This window comes from Acinetobacter sp. AOR12_HL, from assembly GCF_027855275.1.
In the GTDB taxonomy this organism is placed as follows: Bacteria; Pseudomonadota; Gammaproteobacteria; order Pseudomonadales; family Moraxellaceae; genus Acinetobacter; species Acinetobacter baumannii.
Window position 1 is genome coordinate 62358 of the sequence record NZ_JAKTIJ010000014.1, and the last position, 20118, is coordinate 82475.

At 40.1% G+C, this 20118-nt stretch carries 19 protein-coding genes and 1 riboswitch; of the genes, 7 read left to right on the forward strand and 12 right to left on the reverse strand.

The window, feature by feature from the left end:
• Positions 1-51: 51 nt before the first annotated feature.
• Both MKL36_RS05780 and secA read right to left on the reverse strand, forming a co-directional pair.
• The gene (locus MKL36_RS05780; protein WP_000757175.1) at positions 52-495 is read right to left on the reverse strand and encodes a hypothetical protein; all 444 of its coding nucleotides are present in this window, start codon (positions 493-495) and stop codon (positions 52-54) included.
• Between the two features lie 131 nt (positions 496-626).
• Positions 627-3350: a preprotein translocase subunit SecA gene (gene secA, locus MKL36_RS05785; RefSeq protein WP_000881347.1), complete on the reverse strand. Its 2724-nt coding sequence runs from the start codon at positions 3348-3350 to the stop codon at positions 627-629.
• A 407-nt stretch (positions 3351-3757) separates the two neighbouring features.
• On the opposite strand from secA, the gene MKL36_RS05790 reads away from it, so the two are divergent.
• The 3 genes from MKL36_RS05790 (at position 3758) to MKL36_RS05800 (ending at position 6046) form a co-directional block, all read left to right on the forward strand.
• Positions 3758-4399, forward strand: coding sequence for a peroxiredoxin (locus tag MKL36_RS05790; protein ID WP_000175334.1), 642 nt, complete (start codon positions 3758-3760; stop codon positions 4397-4399).
• A gap of 259 nt (positions 4400-4658) precedes the next feature.
• Entirely contained in the window at positions 4659-5471 is an 813-nt protein-coding gene (locus MKL36_RS05795) for an MBL fold metallo-hydrolase (RefSeq protein WP_199942043.1), read from the forward strand.
• Entirely contained in the window at positions 5468-6046 is a 579-nt protein-coding gene (locus tag MKL36_RS05800) for a dual specificity protein phosphatase family protein (protein ID WP_000714606.1), read from the forward strand. The genes MKL36_RS05795 and MKL36_RS05800 overlap by 4 nt, the downstream gene beginning before the upstream one ends.
• Positions 6047-6065: 19 nt before the next feature.
• On the opposite strand, the gene MKL36_RS05805 is transcribed toward MKL36_RS05800, so the two are convergent.
• The 5 genes from MKL36_RS05805 to MKL36_RS05825 all read right to left on the reverse strand — a co-directional run bounded on the left by MKL36_RS05805 (position 6066) and on the right by MKL36_RS05825 (position 11400).
• Positions 6066-7136, reverse strand: a complete 1071-nt coding sequence (locus MKL36_RS05805; protein WP_021511286.1) for an SPOR domain-containing protein — start codon at positions 7134-7136, stop codon at positions 6066-6068.
• Complete coding sequence (gene folC / locus MKL36_RS05810) at positions 7127-8413, reverse strand: bifunctional tetrahydrofolate synthase/dihydrofolate synthase (protein ID WP_000813093.1); 1287 nt, start codon at positions 8411-8413, stop codon at positions 7127-7129. Before folC ends, MKL36_RS05805 begins: the two co-directional genes overlap by 10 nt.
• The gene (gene accD, locus MKL36_RS05815; protein WP_001071168.1) at positions 8410-9306 is read right to left on the reverse strand and encodes an acetyl-CoA carboxylase, carboxyltransferase subunit beta; all 897 of its coding nucleotides are present in this window, start codon (positions 9304-9306) and stop codon (positions 8410-8412) included. The genes folC and accD overlap by 4 nt, the downstream gene beginning before the upstream one ends.
• Positions 9303-10106 (reverse strand): tryptophan synthase subunit alpha, encoded by an 804-nt coding sequence (gene trpA, locus MKL36_RS05820; protein WP_000088559.1) that lies wholly within the window; start codon positions 10104-10106, stop codon positions 9303-9305. Before trpA ends, accD begins: the two co-directional genes overlap by 4 nt.
• A 244-nt stretch (positions 10107-10350) precedes the next feature.
• On the reverse strand, positions 10351-11400 hold the full coding sequence (locus tag MKL36_RS05825) for an AraC family transcriptional regulator (protein WP_021511285.1): 1050 nt from the start codon (positions 11398-11400) through the stop codon (positions 10351-10353).
• A 120-nt stretch (positions 11401-11520) separates the two neighbouring features.
• On the opposite strand from MKL36_RS05825, the gene MKL36_RS05830 reads away from it, so the two are divergent.
• A complete protein-coding gene (locus MKL36_RS05830; protein WP_021511284.1) occupies positions 11521-12396 on the forward strand; it encodes a metal-dependent hydrolase in 876 nt (291 codons plus the stop codon).
• Positions 12397-12404: 8 nt separating this feature from the next.
• On the opposite strand, the gene MKL36_RS05835 is transcribed toward MKL36_RS05830, so the two are convergent.
• From MKL36_RS05835 to MKL36_RS05850, 4 genes are read right to left on the reverse strand one after another with little or no spacing between them, the layout of a single operon-like run.
• A complete protein-coding gene (locus MKL36_RS05835; protein WP_021511283.1) occupies positions 12405-13400 on the reverse strand; it encodes a DUF2804 domain-containing protein in 996 nt (331 codons plus the stop codon).
• Positions 13401-13437: 37 nt separating this feature from the next.
• Positions 13438-13950, reverse strand: a complete 513-nt coding sequence (locus MKL36_RS05840) for a DUF1543 domain-containing protein (RefSeq protein ID WP_001139544.1) — start codon at positions 13948-13950, stop codon at positions 13438-13440.
• Between the two features lie 9 nt (positions 13951-13959).
• Positions 13960-15189, reverse strand: a complete 1230-nt coding sequence (gene trpB / locus MKL36_RS05845) for a tryptophan synthase subunit beta (protein WP_000372737.1) — start codon at positions 15187-15189, stop codon at positions 13960-13962.
• Entirely contained in the window at positions 15173-15832 is a 660-nt protein-coding gene (locus MKL36_RS05850) for a phosphoribosylanthranilate isomerase (RefSeq protein ID WP_000083554.1), read from the reverse strand. The genes trpB and MKL36_RS05850 overlap by 17 nt, the downstream gene beginning before the upstream one ends.
• A gap of 126 nt (positions 15833-15958) precedes the next feature.
• Positions 15959-16165: riboswitch (cobalamin riboswitch) on the forward strand.
• 24 nt (positions 16166-16189) lie between these two features.
• Between MKL36_RS05850 and MKL36_RS05855 the strand changes: the two genes are divergently transcribed.
• From MKL36_RS05855 to MKL36_RS05865, 3 genes are all read left to right on the forward strand, one after another.
• Positions 16190-18040, forward strand: coding sequence for a TonB-dependent receptor plug domain-containing protein (locus MKL36_RS05855; protein ID WP_079747766.1), 1851 nt, complete (start codon positions 16190-16192; stop codon positions 18038-18040).
• A 95-nt stretch (positions 18041-18135) separates the two neighbouring features.
• Positions 18136-18714, forward strand: coding sequence for a cob(I)yrinic acid a,c-diamide adenosyltransferase (locus MKL36_RS05860; RefSeq protein ID WP_000509974.1), 579 nt, complete (start codon positions 18136-18138; stop codon positions 18712-18714).
• A 72-nt stretch (positions 18715-18786) separates the two neighbouring features.
• Positions 18787-19500, forward strand: coding sequence for a glycerophosphodiester phosphodiesterase (locus tag MKL36_RS05865; protein WP_021511281.1), 714 nt, complete (start codon positions 18787-18789; stop codon positions 19498-19500).
• Between the two features lie 28 nt (positions 19501-19528).
• Here the strand turns inward: MKL36_RS05865 and MKL36_RS05870 are convergent, their stop codons facing one another.
• On the reverse strand, positions 19529-20059 hold the full coding sequence (locus MKL36_RS05870; RefSeq protein ID WP_021511280.1) for an META domain-containing protein: 531 nt from the start codon (positions 20057-20059) through the stop codon (positions 19529-19531).
• Positions 20060-20118: the final 59 nt, after the last annotated feature.

Below are 20118 nucleotides of genomic sequence, written 5' to 3' on the forward strand. Positions count from 1 at the left end.
CTGATATAAAAAAGCCGGTTCAAAATTGACCGGCTTTTTTATATATAGAACTTAGTTCAATGATGCAGGATTTGCAGGTGTAACACTGTTTGGTACAGCTGGGGCAGTTACATTATTCGCTGCAACTGCTGCCGCGCCAGCAACAGCAGCTTCACCAATTAATGCAACTTTTGCTTTTTCTTGGCTCTTTGGAGATAGAGCTGGGTTACTTGCAACAATACGGTTAATATTTGCAGAGTTTGCTGGAGCGATCGCAGCAGTTTGTAAAATGATTGGGCGATTACCCGTATTACCCAATGTGTAACGAATACCTGTACGAGGGCTAATCACCGTCGTATTTTCTTGTTTCACTACAGCCTGAGCCGAAGTTGGGCCTTTTGCCGCAAGTACTTTATCAACCGTTGTGGTTTGAGGGGCTGAAGCTGTTTCTGCTGCGAAAACAAAACTTGGCACAGCAAGAACAGTTAAAAATAAAGGTTGTAATACTTTTTTCATTGTCTTTCCAACATACACTCTGGATGAGAAGTAAATAGCATTTAATGCTTAAAACTGCAAACATTATTCACAGGCTTACTACAAACGAAAAAAAAAGCAGAACAATCGTTCTGCTTTTTTTATAACACAAATTAAATTTTGCCGTGACACTGTTTATATTTCAAACCAGAACCACATGGACATGGAGCATTACGACTTTCAGGTACAGGGAACGTTTGTTGTTCAGTAGCCGACTCATTAAGTGCTTCTTGAGAAGCGGTCACTTCACCTGTTAATCCATCCACATCATCATGTTCAAAAGAAAGCTTCATTGCTTCTGCTTGTTGCTGCTGTTGAGCTTCCATTTCTGCAAGCTCTTCTGGTGTTGGGATATGTACGCGAGACAGATCAGTTACAACATCAGTTTTAATTACACCCAGCATGTTCACGAACAAGTTAAATGCTTCTTTTTTATATTCCTGCTCAGGATTTTTTTGCGCATAGCCACGTAAGTGGATACCTTGACGTAAATAATCCATTGCAGCCAAATGATCTTTCCAATGGCGATCAAGAGAATTTAAAACGAAATGACGCTCAAGCATTGCTGCCGATTCATCACCCATTTGTGCACGGCGCTGACGATAACGCGCAATTACTTCATCACTGATGCGTTCAACCAAGCCTTCTTCATCAAGACGTCGATCTTGTTCTAGCCATTCTTGAACTGGTAGCTCAATACCCAAATCAATACGTAATGCATTTTCTAAGCCCTCCACATCCCATTGGTCATGGATTGACTCTGGTGGAATAAAGTTAGCAATCATCGCCTGCATTACTTCACGATGCATTTCTTCAACGTATTCTTGTAAAGTATTTTCAGCTAAGATTTCGTCGCGTTGTGAATAAATGATCTTACGTTGTTCATTATTCACATCATCATATTTAAGTAAGTTTTTACGAATATCGAAGTTACGTGCTTCAACTTTACGCTGCGCATTTTCGATAGAACGGCTTACCATTTTGTGTTCAATCGCTTCATCTTCTTTAAGCCCCATTGCACGCATCATGGCAACGACACGGTCACCTGCGAAAATACGCATGAGGTCATCTTCAAGAGATAAATAGAAACGAGAAACACCAGGGTCACCCTGACGGCCCGCACGACCACGTAACTGGTTGTCAATACGGCGTGATTCATGGCGTTCAGAACCAATAATGTGCAAGCCACCTGCTTGCAATACATCTTCATGGTCCTGTTCCCATTGCGCTTTTAGACGCGCTTCATCTTCAGGGGTAGGATTTTCAAGTTTGGCAAGTTTCGCTTTCCAGTTACCCCCAAGGATAATATCTGTACCACGACCGGCCATGTTTGTTGCGATTGTTACTGCATTCGGGCTACCTGCCTGAGCAATAATGTCTGCTTCACGCTCATGTTGTTTTGCGTTCAAAACTTCATGATGAATACCAGCTTGCTTCAATTTAGACGATAGAATTTCACTGGCTTCAATCGTTGCCGTACCAATAAGAATCGGTGCAACACCCTGCTGACGAATATTCATAATTTCTTGAATAATCGCGTTATATTTACCATTACGGTTTAAATAGATTAAATCGTTCTGGTCATTACGAATCATAGGTCGGTGTGTCGGAATAATAACGACGTCCAGACCATAAATTTCTTTCATTTCCGCAGCTTCAGTATCGGCAGTACCTGTCATACCTGAAAGCTTTTTATAAAGACGGAAATAGTTCTGGAAAGTAGTTGTTGCTAAAGTCTGGTTTTCAGGTTGAATAGTCAAACCTTCTTTCGCTTCAACTGCTTGGTGTAAGCCTTCTGACCAACGACGGCCCGGCATGGTACGGCCAGTATGCTCATCAACAATAATGACTTCACCGTCATGAATAATATAGTGAACGTCGCGTTGGAATAGGAAGTGCGCACGAATAGCCGCAGAAACATGGTGAACGAGATTTAGATTTGTAGCTGAATATAAGCTTTCGCCTTCCGCTAACAAACCCATTTGAATAAGTTCTTGTTCTACAGTTTCATAACCAATTTCAGTCATTTCAACTGAACGCTGCTTTTCATCAATCCAGAAATGTCCGCCATCGGCAACTTTTTCTTCTTTTTGCGGGCGTAATTTTGGTGGAATCGTATTGATTGCAGTATAGAGGTGTGAAGAATCTTCACTTTGACCAGAAATAATTAATGGCGTACGCGCCTCATCAATCAAGATTGAGTCGACTTCATCGATAATGGCATAGTGCAAACCACGTTGTTTCTTTTCTGCTAAAGAAAACACCATGTTGTCACGCAAGTAGTCAAAACCAAATTCGTTATTGGTACCATAGGTAATATCAGCTAGATAAGCAGCTGCTTTTTCTGCTGGTTCTTGCATTGAATAAATTGTACCAATGCTTAGACCTAAAAATTCAAATAAAGGGCGGTTTAACTCAGCATCACGTTGTGCCAAATAATCGTTTACAGTAATGACATGAACGCCTTCACCACTTAATGCATTTAAGTAACACGCTAAAGTACCCATAAGGGTTTTACCTTCACCGGTACGCATTTCGGCAATTTTGCCTTCATGTAAGGTAATACCACCAATTAACTGGACATCGTAGTGGCGCATGCCCATTACACGTTTTGCTGCCTCACGACAAACTGCAAACGCCTCAGGGAGTAACTTATCTAAACTTTCGCCATTGTTATAACGTTGTTTGAATTCTGGAGTTTTTGCAGATAAGTCTGCATCGCTTAAAGCTGATATCGTCGGCTCGAGCGCATTGATTTGCTCAACAATTTTGCGCATGCGTTTGAGTTCACGCTCATTTTTTGTACCGAAGATACCTCCGATCAGACTTGCCAACATGGATAAACTCTCTAAATCTTGCTTGGTCAAATGAATAAATTTTTTCTCAGTCGTTTATTATGGTGTCAGAAATTTGAAGTACAAGGGGTTTGCACAAAACCCATAAAAAAAATCTGATCATTAGACAAATGGTTTTACCCATTTTCTAAGCCCCTTTAAAGCATCTGGCACCTAAAAACTCGACATTAATGCTCATCTATTGAGCACAACTTCCGAGAAATCTAATTTAGCAAATTTATCTTAAAGTTACATTGATTCAGCCCATAAATTCATATGTTTTGGTCATATATATTTACACTTATATAAAAAGTTCATAATAAAATATAAAAACAATAATTTTAATAATAAATAAATTGCGGCATAGTCATTTCAACATATAACAAATTTTAAGCAATTGAGGATTTATCATGACATTACGATTAGGCGATACAGCCCCTGATTTTCAACAAGAATCAAGCGAAGGCACTATTAATTTTTATGATTTTCTAGGTGATAGTTGGGGCATTTTATTTTCACACCCGGCCGACTATACGCCAGTATGTACAACTGAATTGGGTTATACAGCAAAATTAAAAGATGAATTTGAAAAACGTAATGTTAAAGCAATTGCTTTATCTGTAGATGATGTTGAGTCCCACAAAGGCTGGATTAATGACATTAATGAAACTCAAAATACAACAGTCAATTTTCCAATTATTGCTGACAAAGACCGCAAAGTATCTGAGCTATACGGTTTTATTCATCCGAATGCCAGTGAAACACTTACTGTTCGTTCTTTAGTGATTATTGACCCAAATAAAAAAGTTCGTCTAATCATCACCTACCCTGCTTCGACTGGTCGTAACTTTAATGAAGTCTTACGTGTTGTTGATTCATTACAATTAACCGATAAGCATAAAGTGGCTACACCAGCGAACTGGCAACAAGGGGAAGATGTTGTCATTGTCCCTTCTTTAAAAGATGAAGAGGAAATTAAACAACGCTTCCCTAAAGGTTATACTGCGGTGAAACCTTATTTACGCCTCACACCACAGCCTGAGCAAGATTAAAGCCTTTAACAAGGCTTTAATCGAAGCGCAAGACAAACGCAGTGCGTAGGCAAGCGTCTGAAAGGTCCCCTGCAAGACAAGCAAAGTGCGTAGGCAAATATTAAAAAATTCTAAATCAGCCAGTTCACGTAACTGAGCAAATATTTCCATCTTAAAAGCCATCTCACCCGATGGCTTTTTTTACATTAATGAATATACATGGTTTTTACTGTTGAGATCAGTTATAACTTCCCAAGGGTTTGTGCAAAAAACAAAAATCATGATCCATAAAATTCATCATTTAAAATGCGGCAGTATGTGCCCTGTATGTGCACCTTTATTTGGGCAGAGAGGCTGGAAAGCTGAAATTGTTTGTCATTGTCTTTTGGTAGAAACTGATCGAGGCCTTGTACTGATTGATACCGGATTTGGCCTACAAGATTATCTACACATGCAACAGCGCCTTGGCTCTTTAGTCAAACGGTTGGGGAAAATTGAACCGAATCTTGAGTTCAGTGCTATTCAACAAATTCAGAAACTGGGTTTCCATCCTAAAGATGTGCAGCACATTTTTGTGACTCACCTCGACTTTGACCATGCAGGCGGAATTTCAGACTTCCCCCACGCCACTGTCCATGTGTTAGCCAATGAATATAATGCTGCACAACTACCTAATTTTAAAGGCAAGCTTCGTTATAGAACTAATCAATATAAACAACATCGGTACTGGAACTTTGTTGAGTATCAACAAGGTGAAAAATGGTTTAACCTTGAAAAAGTAAAAGGTTTCCCCCTATTTCAAGATGAAATTTTAATGGTGCCATTATTGGGCCATTCTGCCGGACATTGTGGTATTGCGATAAAACAACAAAATCAATGGTTATTATTTTGTGGAGATGCTTACTACTCACACCTAGAGCTAAATCCAGCAAATAAATTAAGATCTCTTAGCCTTCTAGAAAAGACATTTGCAGAAGACAATGAAAAGCGTCTTATTAACCTAAAAAAATTACAGTATCTGGCTCAACATGAGCCAACGATTGAGATCATTTGTGCACATGACCCCCATGAGCTTCGGCGGTACCAAACATGAAAAAATTTTCGCTCATTGCATTTGCGGTCTGTTTAAGCCTTCAAGGGTGTATGCAACACGAAAGTATTGCCCATGAGCACAGACCTCACGATTGGGGAACCTTAGTTTCTCAAACTCATAATTTTTATCAAATTAGCAATGATGTTTTCCGGAGTGAACAGCCCGATGCAGCAATGATTCCCGAATTAAAACACCATCAAATTGGGACTATTATTAACTTAAGAGCCAAAGCATCAGATGATTTAGTCTTTAAAAATGAAAACTTTAATCTTGTTCATATTCCGATTAATACATGGGCAATTGATCGACAAGATTTATTAGAAGTTATGCAGCAAATCCAACTTGCCAAGCAAAATAATCAACGTGTTTTACTACATTGCTATCATGGTTCAGACCGTACAGGGGCCAGCGTCGCCATGTATCGAATTATTTTTGAAAACTGGGCAATTGATGATGCAGTGAAAGAAATGAAACAAGGGGGTTATGGTTATCATATTATTTGGAAGAATATTGACCGTTTATTTACCCCTGAAAATGTAAAATGGATTCAACAGCAACTGTCGAATCCATCTTAATTAGATTTCAGAATAAAATTTAATCTGACTTACGCTGATCTAAAGGCACCCAGTCAATCACCCAAGCTGACTTCATATTTAAACTGGCGTCAGAAGTAATTTTCTTACGTGTAGTATCTGCCGTATCTCTATCTTTTGCAGGACCAACCATAATACGGATACCTTTACTGGTTGGACTCGTCGTGACCTTATAGCCTTTTGCACGTAATTTAGAGACTACAGCATCTGCATTTGCTTGGTTAGCAGCCAATGCAACCTGTACCATCCATTTTTTATCACCATTTTCAAGCAACTCACGTGCTTTCTCTGCTTCAGCTTTTTTCTCGGCCTCTGCCTTACGTTTCGCTTCAGCTGCTTTCTTATCTGCTTCTGCTTGACGTTTAGCTTCAGCAGCCTTTTTGTCCGCTTCTGCTTGGCGCTTCGCCTCTGCTGCTTTCTTATCCGCTTCTGCCTGACGTTTTGCCTCAGCTGCTTTCTTATCTGCTTCTGCTTGGCGTTTAGCCTCTGCTGCTTTCTTGTCTGCTTCTGCCTGACGTTTTGCCTCAGCCGCTTTCTTATCCGTCTCAGCTAAGCGTTTCGCTTCAGCAGCTTTTTTATCTGCATCCGCTTTAGCCGGATCTACTGACTTTTTTGTATCAGTTTGCTGTCCTTTTGCCTTATTCTCACTACCCGCGACTTCAGGAGGAATATTATCGGAACTTTCTTGTGCAGCAGCTCGGCGAGCATTAATCGCGGCATATTCAGCAGCAGCTTTACGAGCTGCATCCGCTTCTGCCTGTTGTTGCATTGCCAAGAATTCGGCAGCACGAGCTTCTTGTTCTGCTACAGCTTTTTCACGAGAACGGCGCTGTTCTTCAAGAAGACGTTTTTCTGTTTCAACATCAACTGCAAGTGGCTGTAGCTGTACCATCTGCCCTTCTTGTGCTGATTGCTTTGGTTTAGCTTGTAATTTCGGTGATGTTGAAGTTTGGGGTTGAACATCTACCTGTTTTATTTCTTCATTTCCTTTTAGAAGTAATGCTGCCAATAAAACACCACCACCTAATAAAACAACGCCACCCATCCAGCGTTGTTTGTTATTCATTGACATTCTTCCAAATACTCCCAAATCGCTTCTAAAGTATGAAACGAACCACAGGCTAAAATCAGCTGATTGTTATTTGTTTGCTCAAGCGCTGATTTAAAAGCCTCTTTGATATTGCCAAATTGTTGTATTGTCTGGCCTTGCAGGGCGTCATTCAATTGCTGAATCGGTGCAGCACGCGGCACATTCAACTCAGCAATTTTCCAATGTAAAACAGTAGGTTTCAACAAATCGACTACTGATTTTATATCTTTATCTGCCAGCATTGAAAATACTGCGACAACTTCTGTGTACTGTTTATTGTATTCTAAGAAATTTCGCAATTGCTTTAACAAAAATTCAACACCATGAGGATTATGTCCGGCATCAAAAATAATGGTTTTTCCATTAACTTGGCGCACTTCGAAGCGTCCAGCCAAGCGGGCATTTGTAATGCCCTCCTCTAGCGCTAGTTGCGAGATTTCAAGTCCGCTATTTAATACGGCCGCAACTGCTCCTGCAATATTCTCGATTGCAAGTGTACCTAGCGGCAACCTTAAAGTGGTTCCTTCACTTGCAAAATACCAATGTTTTCCATCATCGGCGAGTTTATAAAAATAATCTCTATTAATCGCGTATAGCGTGGCTTGTGAGCTATTTGCCTTATCTTGAATCGCTTGAGGCAAAGATTGCTCACCTGCAAAAATGACAGGAATATGAGGTCGGATAATACCTGCTTTTTCAAAAGCAATTTTTTCGATGGTATCGCCTAACCAATCTGTATGGTCGAGGCCAATATTGGTAATCACGGCGATATCAGGGTCAATGACGTTGACAACATCAAGACGCCCACCTAAACCGACTTCAAGAACCCATACATCGCATTGTTGCTGTTTAAAAATAACAAAAGCAGCCAAAGTGGTTGCTTCAAAAAAAGATAGGCTTAAATCACACTCGCGACGAGCCTGATCAACTTGTACAAAAGCATCAATCAGGCTTTGGTCATCAACTTCAACTCCACCTAATTTGACTCGCTCGTTAAAACGATAGATATGCGGTGATTGATACAACCCAACTTTGTACCCTTGTGCTTTTAATATAGACGCAAGCGTTGTTGTGGTTGAACCTTTCCCGTTTGTTCCAGCAACAGTAAAAACTTTGGCGTTGGGTTTAGTCACGCCTAATTTTTCTGCTACGGGAATAACACGTTCCAGACCAAGATCGATCCCTGTAACGTGAACATGGCTCCAATAATTGAGCCATGTATCTAAAGAGTCTGTTGAAAGTGGAGCTTGTTGTTTCAAGGTAAGTTCATCAATTTTGATACAAGACGAGATACAGTATCACGTAAAGCATGACGATGAACAATCTGATCGACCACACCATGATCAAGCAGATATTCTGCACGCTGGAACGGCTCTTCTAGTGTTTCACGCACAGTTTGTTCAATCACACGCTTACCGGCAAAGCCAATCATTGCTTTAGGTTCTGCAATATGGATATCACCCAACATTGCTAAAGAAGCTGTTACACCGCCATATACCGGATGTGTTAACACCACGATATAAGGTAAGCCTGCATCTTTTAATTTTTGGATTGCAGCAGAAGTACGCGCCATTTGCATAAGTGACAACATACCTTCTTGCATACGTGCACCACCAGAAGCTGCAAAGCAGATTAATGGCTGACGTTTTTCAATTGCAAGTTCAGCTGCCTTAACAAAACGGTCACCTACTACAGTACCCATTGAGCCGCCCATAAAGTCAAACTCAAAAGCACATGCAATCATATCTACGCCATTTAAGTTACCTTGCATGGCGATTAAAGCTTCCGTTTCACCAGTTTTAGTTTGTGCTTCACGCATACGGTCTGGATACGGTTTGCTATCAACAAACTTTAATGGGTCTTTCGCGCTAAACTCTTGACCTAATTCAGCCACAACATTGTCGAAGAACCAGTTTAAGCGATCGCGAGCTTTCATTCGTAAGTGTTCGTCACACTGTGGACATACATACGCATTAAAAGATATTGCTGTACGTGTCACTAAAGCATGACATTCAGGGCACTCAATAGTTGGCTCAGTAAATGTTGCTTTGAGAGTCTGTTGCTCATCTGCAACTTCAATACCTGGAACTGGACGCTGTGTCCATGGCGTCGAAGGGCTAAGAACTTTCCCTGATTTCACTTCTTGATTCATACTAACTCATCGAGCGCTGCTCGAAGCTCCTTGACTTTATTCACCGTCTGTTCAACAGCTTCATCAGCTGCCAACGTTGCAAAAGATTTAACGAAAGCACTACCTACAATCACGGCATCTGCAACACTACCCATCGCTTTCGCTGAAGCAGCATCACTAATTCCGAAACCAACGCCAACTGGAACGTTAGTCATACCTTTGATTTTTTCAATACGTGCAGCCGCTTCAGAAGTATCCAAAGTCGCTGCACCTGTTACACCTTTGAGTGAAACATAGTAGATAAACCCGCTTGCCTGATTCGCTACGTGTTGAATACGTTGATCAGTTGAAGTTGGTGCAAGTAAGAAAATCTGATCCATATCATGTTGTTTCAAGATTGCACCAAATTCTTTTGACTCTTCCGGTGGTAAGTCCACAAGTAATAAGCCATCTACACCACATTGTTTCGCATAAGAAACAAACTTCTCGTAACCAATCACTTCAACAGGATTAAGATAACCCATTAAAACTACAGGTGTTTCCTGATCCTGCTCACGAAACTCTTTTACCATGTTCAGCGCATCTAAGGTGTTCGTCCCAGCCGCAAGTGCGCGTTCAGCAGCAAGTGCAATTACCGGACCATCAGCCATCGGGTCTGAAAATGGTAAACCAAGCTCAATGACGTCTACTCCTGCCGCAACCATTTTATGAAGTAACGGCACCGTTACTTGTGGCTGTGGATCACCCGCCATGACATAAGATACAAGCGCTTTACGTTGTTGGGACTGCAGCTTTTCAAAACGGGTGGCAAGACGTGACATAGGGTTGTGCTTTCCTTGAATTATTTAAAATTGAGGAGTTGTTTGTAGAAATACAAGAACACCGCATTTTAACGCTATTTTTTGTTCATTGAACAGGTCTAACGTTATGGCGATATTCGATTGTATGATTCATACAACCCATGGCGTACATTTATCAATATTTTGAAACTTTTCTCAATGATCAAAGCTTCCTATTTTTGGGCCATTATTGATTTACAAATTGAGCAAAAAAGCATCTAAAATTCTATTTCGTTGCATTTTTCTGGATGAGTTGTAATTGCTTTTTTCGAGTTAATAATGTTTGCCCTGTTAAATTTTTATATGCTCTTGCTAGTGCAGACTGATCCGAATAACCTAACTGGTCGGCAATTGCAGTCAGACTTTCATTTTGACTTAACAATATCTCGCAGCGTTTCATACGCTCAGCATCTAAAATTAATTTAAATGAAGTGTTTAATGCCTGTAATTGGCGCTGCAAGCTTCTAACAGAAACATTCAGCTCGATGGCAATATCTTCTATTTTGGGCGCTTGCTGCTTATGCTTAAAGTATTCCTGTACGATCCAATGTATTTGCTGAACTAAATCGGCATGTATTTTCCGCTGAACTAAAGCTTCTTCAGCTTGTTTCACCAAAAGTTGCACCAAAGTTGGGTCTGCATGTTGAGGGCGAATATTTAAACTTTCACTTGCAAAAGTTAATGCATAGTAAGGCCGCTCAAATGACAATTTGCACTGAAAGAAACGTTGATAGTGAACCACTGCCCCACGCGCTCGGTGTACGAACTCTACATGCTGTAAAAGAAACTCATGTAAAGGGGCGATCTGTTTAGCAAGCTGTACCATTGCGGCCAAGGTCAGCTCACTTAGTAGAATATTACTGTCATCGACCAAAGGCCAATATAGGCGAATTTTGGAGGCATCCTGTTCAATTTGTATAGGGACAACCTGTGCACCATCAATGACCAAACGATGAAACTTTGCAATATACTCCACCACTTGACCTAAGGTATCACTTCTGGACGCCATATAACCCAAGACCCCAAAGTTGGCAGGGGTAATACAGGCTGCCATCTCTAAAGCCAAATTAGTCACATGTAATCGCGTTTCAGTTATCTCTAAAAGTTCAATAAAAAGGTCTAAAGAAGATTGAGCATCTATAGAAGCAGATAAAATATTTTGGACTTGACGTGTTTGAATTTCACTTAAATTAAGTGTCTGCCAATCTATTCCCTTTTCTTTTAAATACGTATTCCAAAGGTAGAAGTAACCATTTGAGATAGTAAATTCTTGCATGGCGCGTCCTTTTTACTGCCATTTTGTCGCAAACTGTATAAAAATTGGCGATAACTGTCAAAACAAAGCCGACCACTCGCGACATACTAATGAAAAGGTTATAGTTGCGAGAAATAAAAGATGAACGCACATGTTTCTTATCAGGTCGAACCGGTAGTTCGTAAAAATCTCGATTTTCATTTAAATGAAGCACCTCGCTTTTGGTTTAACAATGACCCTTTTTTAACTCGTATGTTTGATGCACTCAGCTTAACCTTTCCAGATGGAGAGCGTTACTTCATTGAATGTGTACGTATGTTCCGCGATAAAATTGATGACCCTGAACTAAAAAAACGAGTTGCGGATTTTATTAAACAAGAAGCTCAACACGGTATTGCACATGACAAAATGAATCAGCTCATGAAAGAGCAAGGCATGCCTGTTGACCAGTTCACAACCACCCTTAAAAAGATTTTCCGCTTTGAACTAACAAAACGTTCACCACAATATAATATTGCCATGACCGCTGCCGCTGAACATTTAACAGCATTAATGGCAGAAACCTTTTATAGCCATAAAAAAACTTTAGAAAACGCTCATCCTTATGTTCGAGCTTTGTTTGCATGGCATGCGATTGAAGAGATGGAACACCGCGATGTAGCTTTTGATGTGATGAGACAGGTAGGAGAAGTTCCAGAGTCAACACGTCGCTTTGTATTGGTTCTTACAACAGTACTTATGTTTGGCTTTACACTCTACCGCACGAATATCATGTTGAAATGTGATGGCTTTAGTCCAAGAGAAAGGCTCTTGATGAATCTTAAAGGTTTACCTTGGTTCTTTGGCAAAAATGGCACATTAACAGCTATGAAAAAACAATATATGGATTGGTTTAAAAAAGATTTTCATCCAAGCCAGCATCCTGTTATTCGTCAGTATCCTGTTTGGATTGAAACACTCGAAAAGACAAATGACCCTATTGCAGCGGGTGAAGCATTTTGGCAAGCAGGTTTATAACCTGCTTGTTACCATTTTGCATAATGTTGCTCTAGTAAACCGTATTGTTCTTTGCAATTGATTATATCGGTTGTCTCATGCTCAATCGTGCCGCTAATTTTAGCTTGCCATTGATTGAACTGACTGCCAATCATTCTTAAGTTTATATTTTCATATCGGCACCACCCAATATGCACTTGTAGATTAAGTTTTTGATCTAGAGAACTAATTTGCCAAAGTTCATCATTTACTTTTTCAAATAAAACGTCTGTGAGCGGAAATAAAACTCCGTTAATCCATAGGCAGTTTTCATTACCAAAACTTTCATTAACACCCGAGGCCAGATTTAACCCAATACGACGCCCCTGTTCATCCCAGAAGTTACATGAGAGCCAGAACCAAGCTGTTTCAGGACGTAAAAATCCGCAAGTATCATCAAGTGAAGCAAATGTCTTTTCATCAAATTGTACAACTTGATTTTGCTTATTAATGAACATTCCCTCTACAGCCAAAGTGGTCTGCTTTTGGGTATAGGTCCAACCATTGATACCTGTTGGTGTACACAAGCTTAAAATATCTGTTCCGGCGCAGAAAATACGGGCGCTCAGACAAATTTCCCCATATTTAGTTACCCGAATGTATCGCACACCATTGGCATGCTGAATATCAAACTGATAAGGCGATTTAGAAAAATAACTTTGATTAAACAAAGGCTGTTCATCAAGATACGTCTTGTGACCTAACGGCTGAATAGCATTCCACTCAATGACTTGCCCTGTTTCATGGTCATAGATATAGAAAAAACCGTGTCCGACCCAGCCAATATCTGCAATTGCCAGACCAATACTATAATGTTTATGTTGAATGCCACAAAATTTAAATTTCTTATATTTTAATTGTTTGCGCCAGCCCTTTAGGTCTTTGCCATAAGGAGTTTTATAAATATAACGTTGGACATGAATGGTGGACGGTACAGATTCAAAACGCCCATAACGAGGCTGTCCATTTTCTTGAATTAAATCCATTTACCCACTTCCATATGAATATTAGATTTCAAATGACCTATCCCACAGTCAAATATGTATTTTCCCAAATTGTTGCAGCAAAATCGCCTTTTATTAAATGAATATAACGGCCTGCCACGCAATCTATCGCTAAACAGTCATCAATATCAATGACCCGGTCTGTATGTGCTTTTTGCCACTGCCGATCTATAAATTGTTTACCTAATTGTTTGGCAACTACCGTGTTGGGTGCCACCACAAACTCATAACGATGAAGTTCACCGAATTCACTTGCATTATATCCACCTAGATTAATTAAATATAACTTTAAATCATCTGGTTGTGGAGCAGCATCTGTAAAATGAATTTGATAGTTCTGTCCTTGAGAACTAACTCCTGAGAGCTTAGCCCAAGCATCAATATGTAATCCTTGAGCCTCACCAAACCAAGCTTGTTTAAGTTGAGGATAAACTTCTTCCAAAGTATCTCCTACAGCCATGACCACATCATGAACTTCTGTATTAGCACGTGCATGACGCCCGCCCAACATCACCATAAACAAGCTTGGCATTGTATCCTCTTACATCTCGACCATTTCTACGCCATCAATGCGTGCAACTGTCATTAAGTCTTTATCGCCACGGCCTGAAACAGTCGCAATAATAATCTGATCTTTAGACATCGTCGGTGCAAGCTTAGACACATAGGCCATCGCGTGCGAGCTTTCAAGCGCAGGAATAATCCCTTCGATTTTGGTTAAGTCACGAAAACCTTGAAGAGCCTCTGTATCATTAATCGGCACGTACTCTACACGCTTCATATCTTTCAAGAAACTATGTTCAGGACCAACACCCGGATAATCAAGGCCCGCCGAGATACTGTGTGTCTCAATAATCTGGCCCTGTTCATCACTCATTAAATAAGTACGGTTACCATGTAATACACCCACATGACCCGCATTTAAAGGCGCAGAGTGTTTACCAGTTTCAATACCAAAACCAGCAGCTTCAACCCCATACATTTTTACACTGGCATCGTTTAAGAACGGATAAAACAAGCCCATTGCATTTGAACCACCACCTACACAAGCAACTAATGCATCTGGTAAGCGACCTGCTTGTTCCAAAATCTGTTTACGCGCTTCACGACCAATAATTGATTGGAAGTCACGAACAAGTTGAGGATAAGGATGCGGACCTGCAACTGTACCAATGACATAGTAAGTCGTATCAACGTTGGTTACCCAGTCACGCATCGCTTCGTTCATGGCATCTTTTAATGTTTTAGAGCCACTTTGCACAGGCACAACTGTTGCACCCAACAAACGCATACGGTAAACGTTCATCGCTTGACGCTTAACGTCTTCAGCACCCATATAAACAACACATTCAAGACCTAAACGTGCTGCAATGGTTGCTGTTGCTACACCATGCTGCCCTGCACCAGTTTCGGCAATAATACGTTTTTTACCAGAAAGCTTTGCAAGTAGTGCCTGACCAATCGTGTTGTTTACCTTGTGTGAACCTGTATGGTTCAAGTCTTCACGTTTAAGGTAAATTTGCGCACCACCTAACTCTTTTGACCATCGCTCAGCATAATAAAGTGGACTAGGACGACCTACATAGTAGGCGAGGTCACGGTCGAATTCTGCCAAAAACTGTTCATCATTTTTCATGCGGGAATAGAGATTTTCCAAATCTTCTAATGCCGCCATTAAAGTTTCTGACACAAAACGTCCGCCATGGATACCGAAATGCCCATTTGCATCTGGGAATTGGGTATAGTCAATCACATTATTTTGCTGATCCACGTTGGACTCCTTGCATAAATCGTTCAATGAGTTGTTGGTCTTTTATACCTTTTGCGGACTCTACGCCTCCGCTCACATCTACTGCAAAAGCACCGGTAGTATGAATAGCGTCAATGACATTGTCAGGGGTTAAACCACCTGCCAAGATTAATGGAATATCAAGTTTCGGGAATTTAGACCAGTCAAACTGATGTCCTGTGCCCCCTTTAAGCTCAGGATGCCATGCATCGAGCAATACAGCACTGGCACCAGCTGCCTGATATTTTTGAATTTCAGCAATTACATCCAGATCAGGTTTAACCTGAATCGCTTTATACCAGCGACGTTTACAATGACGCGCTATTTCCTGACATTGTTCTGGAGTTTCATCGCCATGTAGTTGTAATACATCTAGGGGAACACAATCAAGTACATCCTGAATTTCAGTAACACTCGCGTTTACAAACAAACCCACCATTTGTACATAAGGCGGAACGAGTTTTGCTAATTCTTCTGCCTGTTCAACTGTTACATTTCTTGGACTCGGCGGAAAAAAAACAAAGCCTATCGCATCTGCTCCCGCTGCAACTACTGCCTGAACATCTTGCTTGCGAGTAATTCCACAGATTTTTGCTCGTGTACGTTTTTGGTTTGATTGGCTCATGAGCTGCTTAAACTACAACCATTTCTTAAAATAAGCGCCATTGTAATGCAATTTTTGCCCCTTGCGTAAAAGTTCTCAGGGAATTGCTTTAAATGACATTGTACGAAGTAATTCGGCACTTTATACTGCGTTCAAATGGAAGCAAGTGTAAGCAATTCATGCTTTAGGGAAGCTGGTGAAAGTCCGGCACTGCCCCCGCAACGGTAACAATGTAAAGCATATTTTTTAAGTCGAAATCGACTTACACCACTGCAGTAGTGTGGGAAGGTGAATATGTCCATAAATGAATTATGGCGCTGAAGTCCGGAGACCTACTTGTTTCATCTATCTACCCGATCATTCACGTGGGGTGAATGTATGGAGCATGTTATGTCTAAATCTTTTCAACCTACTCGTCTGGTAGGGGCTATCGCTATTGCGATGGGGTTTTCACCTTTTATTTTTGCTGAAGATACAACGAATGTAACTCAGCTTGATCCAATTGTAGTGACTGCTTCAAAAAGTGCTGAAAAAGCAAGTGAAGTTCCAGCGCGTATCTCAGTGATTGATGAAAAAACAATAGAACAGAATCCAATTGCAGATTTGCCCTCGCTATTAAGAAAAGAAGCTGGCTTAACTATTCATCAAACAGGTGGTTATGGCCAAACAGCCTCCGTATTTATCCGAGGAGCTAGTGCTGGACACACTCTATTTTTACAAGACGGTATGCGTTCAAATACTGCGACTGTAGCTGGTCAAAATATTCACTTATTTGATACAACAGATATTAAGCAAATTGAAATATTACGAGGCCCTGCTTCAGTTCAGTATGGTACTGATGCTATTGGCGGTGTAATTCAATTAATTTCAAAAACTCCTACACAAAATAAAATCTTTACGACGATCGAAGCTGGTGAAAAGAATACTTATAAATCTATTTTAGGTATAGATTTAGCCCAAGATGGTTATTACGCTCAAATTCGTGGTCAACGTTTTGAAACAGATGGTGATCAAATCATTAGCAATGACGATCGCAAAGCTGGATTTGATCAAAAAGGGTATTCAGCTAAAGTTGGTGTTGATAAAGAGCAATATGCTTTATCAGCTGAAATCAAAGAAAATAAAGGTACTGGTGACTTTTTTTCTTATGGCGCAGCGCAAGCGTATGATTTTACTAACCGCTTATATAATGTTAACGCTCGCCTTAATTTAACTAACAATATTATTTGGAATACTCGTCTTTCTCAATTTGAAGATCAATATAATTTAATAAAAGCAGCGTATCCTTCAATTGTAAATACCAAGCAACAAGAGGTAGATTCAAATATTAAATGGCAATTTACACCAAGCCAAAATATTTTATTTGGTGTAGAGCATAATAAAACAACTGCAGAGAAAGTAGTTGCTTATAATGGTGACACAGGATTCGATAATTCTAATAAGACGACTGGCTATTATTTACAACATCAATATCAACATGATGGTATTAATACCCAAGCAGGCATTCGTGTAGAAGATAATGACCAATTTGGTACACATACAGTTGGACAACTTGCTGGTCGTTTCCTTGTTACACCAACAACTAGCGTATATGCAAATATTGGTACAGCTTTCCGTGCACCAGTTGTAGGTCAAATTATTACAGAGCCAGCTTGGTGGGGAGGTAATCCAGATTTAAAACCAGAAGAAAGCGTGTCATATGAACTTGGATTTGATCAAAAACTAAACCACGGCTTCACTGTATATGGTTCAGTTTATCAAACTAAAGTTGATAACTTGATGGTATCTTCTGCTGCAACAAATTTCGTATTTTATAATATTGATAAAGCAACCTTAACTGGTGCTGAATTAGGTTTAAAGTGGTCACTAGATAATTGGTTTATCAATGCGGAATATGCTTATATTCAACCTAAAAATGATGAAACTGATCAAGATGCGCCAAATCGCCCACGTCAAAACTTCAATATGAATATTGGATGGGATAATGGTGTATATGGCTTCAACACTGCTTTCGTTGCAAAAGGCAAAGCAAAAGATATACAAGATGTTCCAGGCTACACTACTCTTGATTTTAACGCTTATTGGCAAATGAGCCCAAATGTTAAAATCTTTACTAATATTCAAAACCTATATGATACAGACTATAAGACTGCATGGAATAAAGAGGTTGGTTCATACTATATTGCCAGCGGCCGCCTTGCATCAGCTGGTGTGACCTTAAGCTACTAAGCGAAAACTTTATTATAAAAATATTTTCTTAACTCCAGTTTCGGGGTAATGTTCTGACCGACATTATCCCCTTTTTTATGTTCAGGATATCTATCATGGGACACCGTTTAAGCAAAATCTATACACGCACAGGCGATTCAGGTACCACAGGTTTAGGCGATGGCTCTCGTGTTGCTAAAGATGATCTAAGAATTGCGGCACTTGGTGATGTCGATGAACTAAACGCCATTATTGGTGTGCTCCGTGCACAAATTACAGCCAGCCAAGTGGCTAATAAAGCTGATTGGGACAAAAGCTTGAGTCTGATTCAACACTGGCTTTTTGACTTAGGCGGCGAAGTTTGTATTCCAAATTACAATTTGCTTCAGCCCGTTTGTATTGAATTTCTTGAAAAAGAAATTGACCGTATGAATGAAGATTTGCCTATGCTAAAAGAATTTATTCTGCCATCTGGTTCTTTATCTTGCAGTTATGCCCATCAAGCCCGTGCCGTTTGTCGTCGTGCAGAGCGATCGCTCATGTCAGTACAAACTCGCGATCAAAATATTCAAGCCACTGCCCTTCAACTTTTAAATCGTCTATCTGACTGGTTATTTGTCGCATCGCGTGCTTTACAGCGTGCTGAAGGTGGACAAGAAGTCCTTTGGCAAAAAAATATTAATGAGATGATTTAAAAATAGATTAAGTTAAGAATGATCTCTACGTTTAAAGAGATCATTATCAAAAAGAACGGACAATAGAAATCTATGCGCATTATTGGTCATCGTGGTGCACGCCGAGAAGCTCCTGAAAATACATTAGGTGGTTTTCAGCACATTAAAAATTTAGGTATTCGTGGTGTCGAATTTGATATTCGTCAGCTGCAAGATCAAGAGTTGGTCGTCATTCATGATGATAATTTTTTGCGCACGGCAGGTGTCGACCAAATTGTAGAGCTATCAACTTTGGCTCAAGCATTATCATTTGATCATCGTCAAAATTGGCCTAACTGGCCAACCTCTGAACCAACCCCTACTCTTACAGGCGTTTTAAATTTACTTGATAACTTTGATCATATTGAAGTTGAAGTTAAAGCTGTAAGAGATATGGCATTAGCAGAAAAGTTAATTCAAAAGCTTGAGACTGAGTTACAAGGTTTCGAGAAAGTCGTGACCATCACAAGTTTTGATCTTCAAATTCTAACCGCTTTACGTGATATTAACTCTCAATTTAAACGCGGATTGTTAGTTGAACTTCCGGTTGGAGCAACGGCGATTGAACTTGCTCATCAATATGGGTGCTGTCATATTGGCTGGCATGATCAACTTGCAACAGATGAAATGATTCAATTGTCTCATCAAGCTGGTTTGAACATTAGTGTCTGGACAGTGAACGATGTAGAAAGAGCAAAGAGACTACGGGATTTAGATATTCAGGGCTTAATTACAGATATTCCAACCACAATGCTTGAAACTCTTTAAATATAAAAAAGGTGGTACTGACCACCTTTTATTTTTTCTCGGCCTGAATCAAACGCTGACCGCTTTGATCAAGTAGATATAAGGTATTACCTACCAACTGGAAGCGTTTAATACGTTGTAAAGAATCGACCAATTCTGCTTCTTGAGCCAACGCGCCATCACAACTCGAATGACCTGCGTTAACTTCCATATCAAGTTTCTTTTGGCTGAAATCAAAAGTGTATCGCCCAAAAACACGATTACATCCTGTATGACCTGTTACTGTTTTGACTGTAGAGTTCAATGAAAGAGTCGGCCACTGGTTAAAGAATTTTGCCTTATGACCATTTATATTGGTAATTTGCCAATCTATATCTTGAACACCATCTGGACTCACTTTCTTTTTCACGACTGGCGTTTGTACACGTTGTGTTGGTTTTACTTGGCCTTTGTGATTATTTGGTTGCGGCGTGCTTTGACATGCTGCCAATACAAGGCTGATTGCGATGAAAAGACATTTCAATGGCAATTTCCTTGCAATATCAATGCTATTCTTTTTTCTCAATCGCTGTATTTTCATTACACAACTTCTCCTATCTGAAATGTTGTCAGGCATGGTTTAATTCTGTTACGGTTCTT

Coding starts and splice junctions, on each gene's coding strand:
- MKL36_RS05780 (WP_000757175.1), bottom strand. CDS start 495: ATGAAAAAAGTATTACAACCTTTATTTTTAACTGTTCTTGCTGTGCCA.
- secA (WP_000881347.1), bottom strand. CDS start 3,350: ATGTTGGCAAGTCTGATCGGAGGTATCTTCGGTACAAAAAATGAGCGT.
- MKL36_RS05790 (WP_000175334.1), top strand. CDS start 3,758: ATGACATTACGATTAGGCGATACAGCCCCTGATTTTCAACAAGAATCA.
- MKL36_RS05795 (WP_199942043.1), top strand. CDS start 4,659: ATGATCCATAAAATTCATCATTTAAAATGCGGCAGTATGTGCCCTGTA.
- MKL36_RS05800 (WP_000714606.1), top strand. CDS start 5,468: ATGAAAAAATTTTCGCTCATTGCATTTGCGGTCTGTTTAAGCCTTCAA.
- MKL36_RS05805 (WP_021511286.1), bottom strand. CDS start 7,136: ATGTCAATGAATAACAAACAACGCTGGATGGGTGGCGTTGTTTTATTA.
- accD (WP_001071168.1), bottom strand. CDS start 9,306: ATGAATCAAGAAGTGAAATCAGGGAAAGTTCTTAGCCCTTCGACGCCA.
- trpA (WP_000088559.1), bottom strand. CDS start 10,106: ATGTCACGTCTTGCCACCCGTTTTGAAAAGCTGCAGTCCCAACAACGT.
- MKL36_RS05825 (WP_021511285.1), bottom strand. CDS start 11,400: ATGCAAGAATTTACTATCTCAAATGGTTACTTCTACCTTTGGAATACG.
- MKL36_RS05830 (WP_021511284.1), top strand. CDS start 11,521: ATGAACGCACATGTTTCTTATCAGGTCGAACCGGTAGTTCGTAAAAAT.
- MKL36_RS05835 (WP_021511283.1), bottom strand. CDS start 13,400: ATGGATTTAATTCAAGAAAATGGACAGCCTCGTTATGGGCGTTTTGAA.
- MKL36_RS05840 (WP_001139544.1), bottom strand. CDS start 13,950: ATGCCAAGCTTGTTTATGGTGATGTTGGGCGGGCGTCATGCACGTGCT.
- MKL36_RS05850 (WP_000083554.1), bottom strand. CDS start 15,832: ATGAGCCAATCAAACCAAAAACGTACACGAGCAAAAATCTGTGGAATT.
- MKL36_RS05855 (WP_079747766.1), top strand. CDS start 16,190: ATGGAGCATGTTATGTCTAAATCTTTTCAACCTACTCGTCTGGTAGGG.
- MKL36_RS05860 (WP_000509974.1), top strand. CDS start 18,136: ATGGGACACCGTTTAAGCAAAATCTATACACGCACAGGCGATTCAGGT.
- MKL36_RS05865 (WP_021511281.1), top strand. CDS start 18,787: ATGCGCATTATTGGTCATCGTGGTGCACGCCGAGAAGCTCCTGAAAAT.
- MKL36_RS05870 (WP_021511280.1), bottom strand. CDS start 20,059: ATGAAAATACAGCGATTGAGAAAAAAGAATAGCATTGATATTGCAAGG.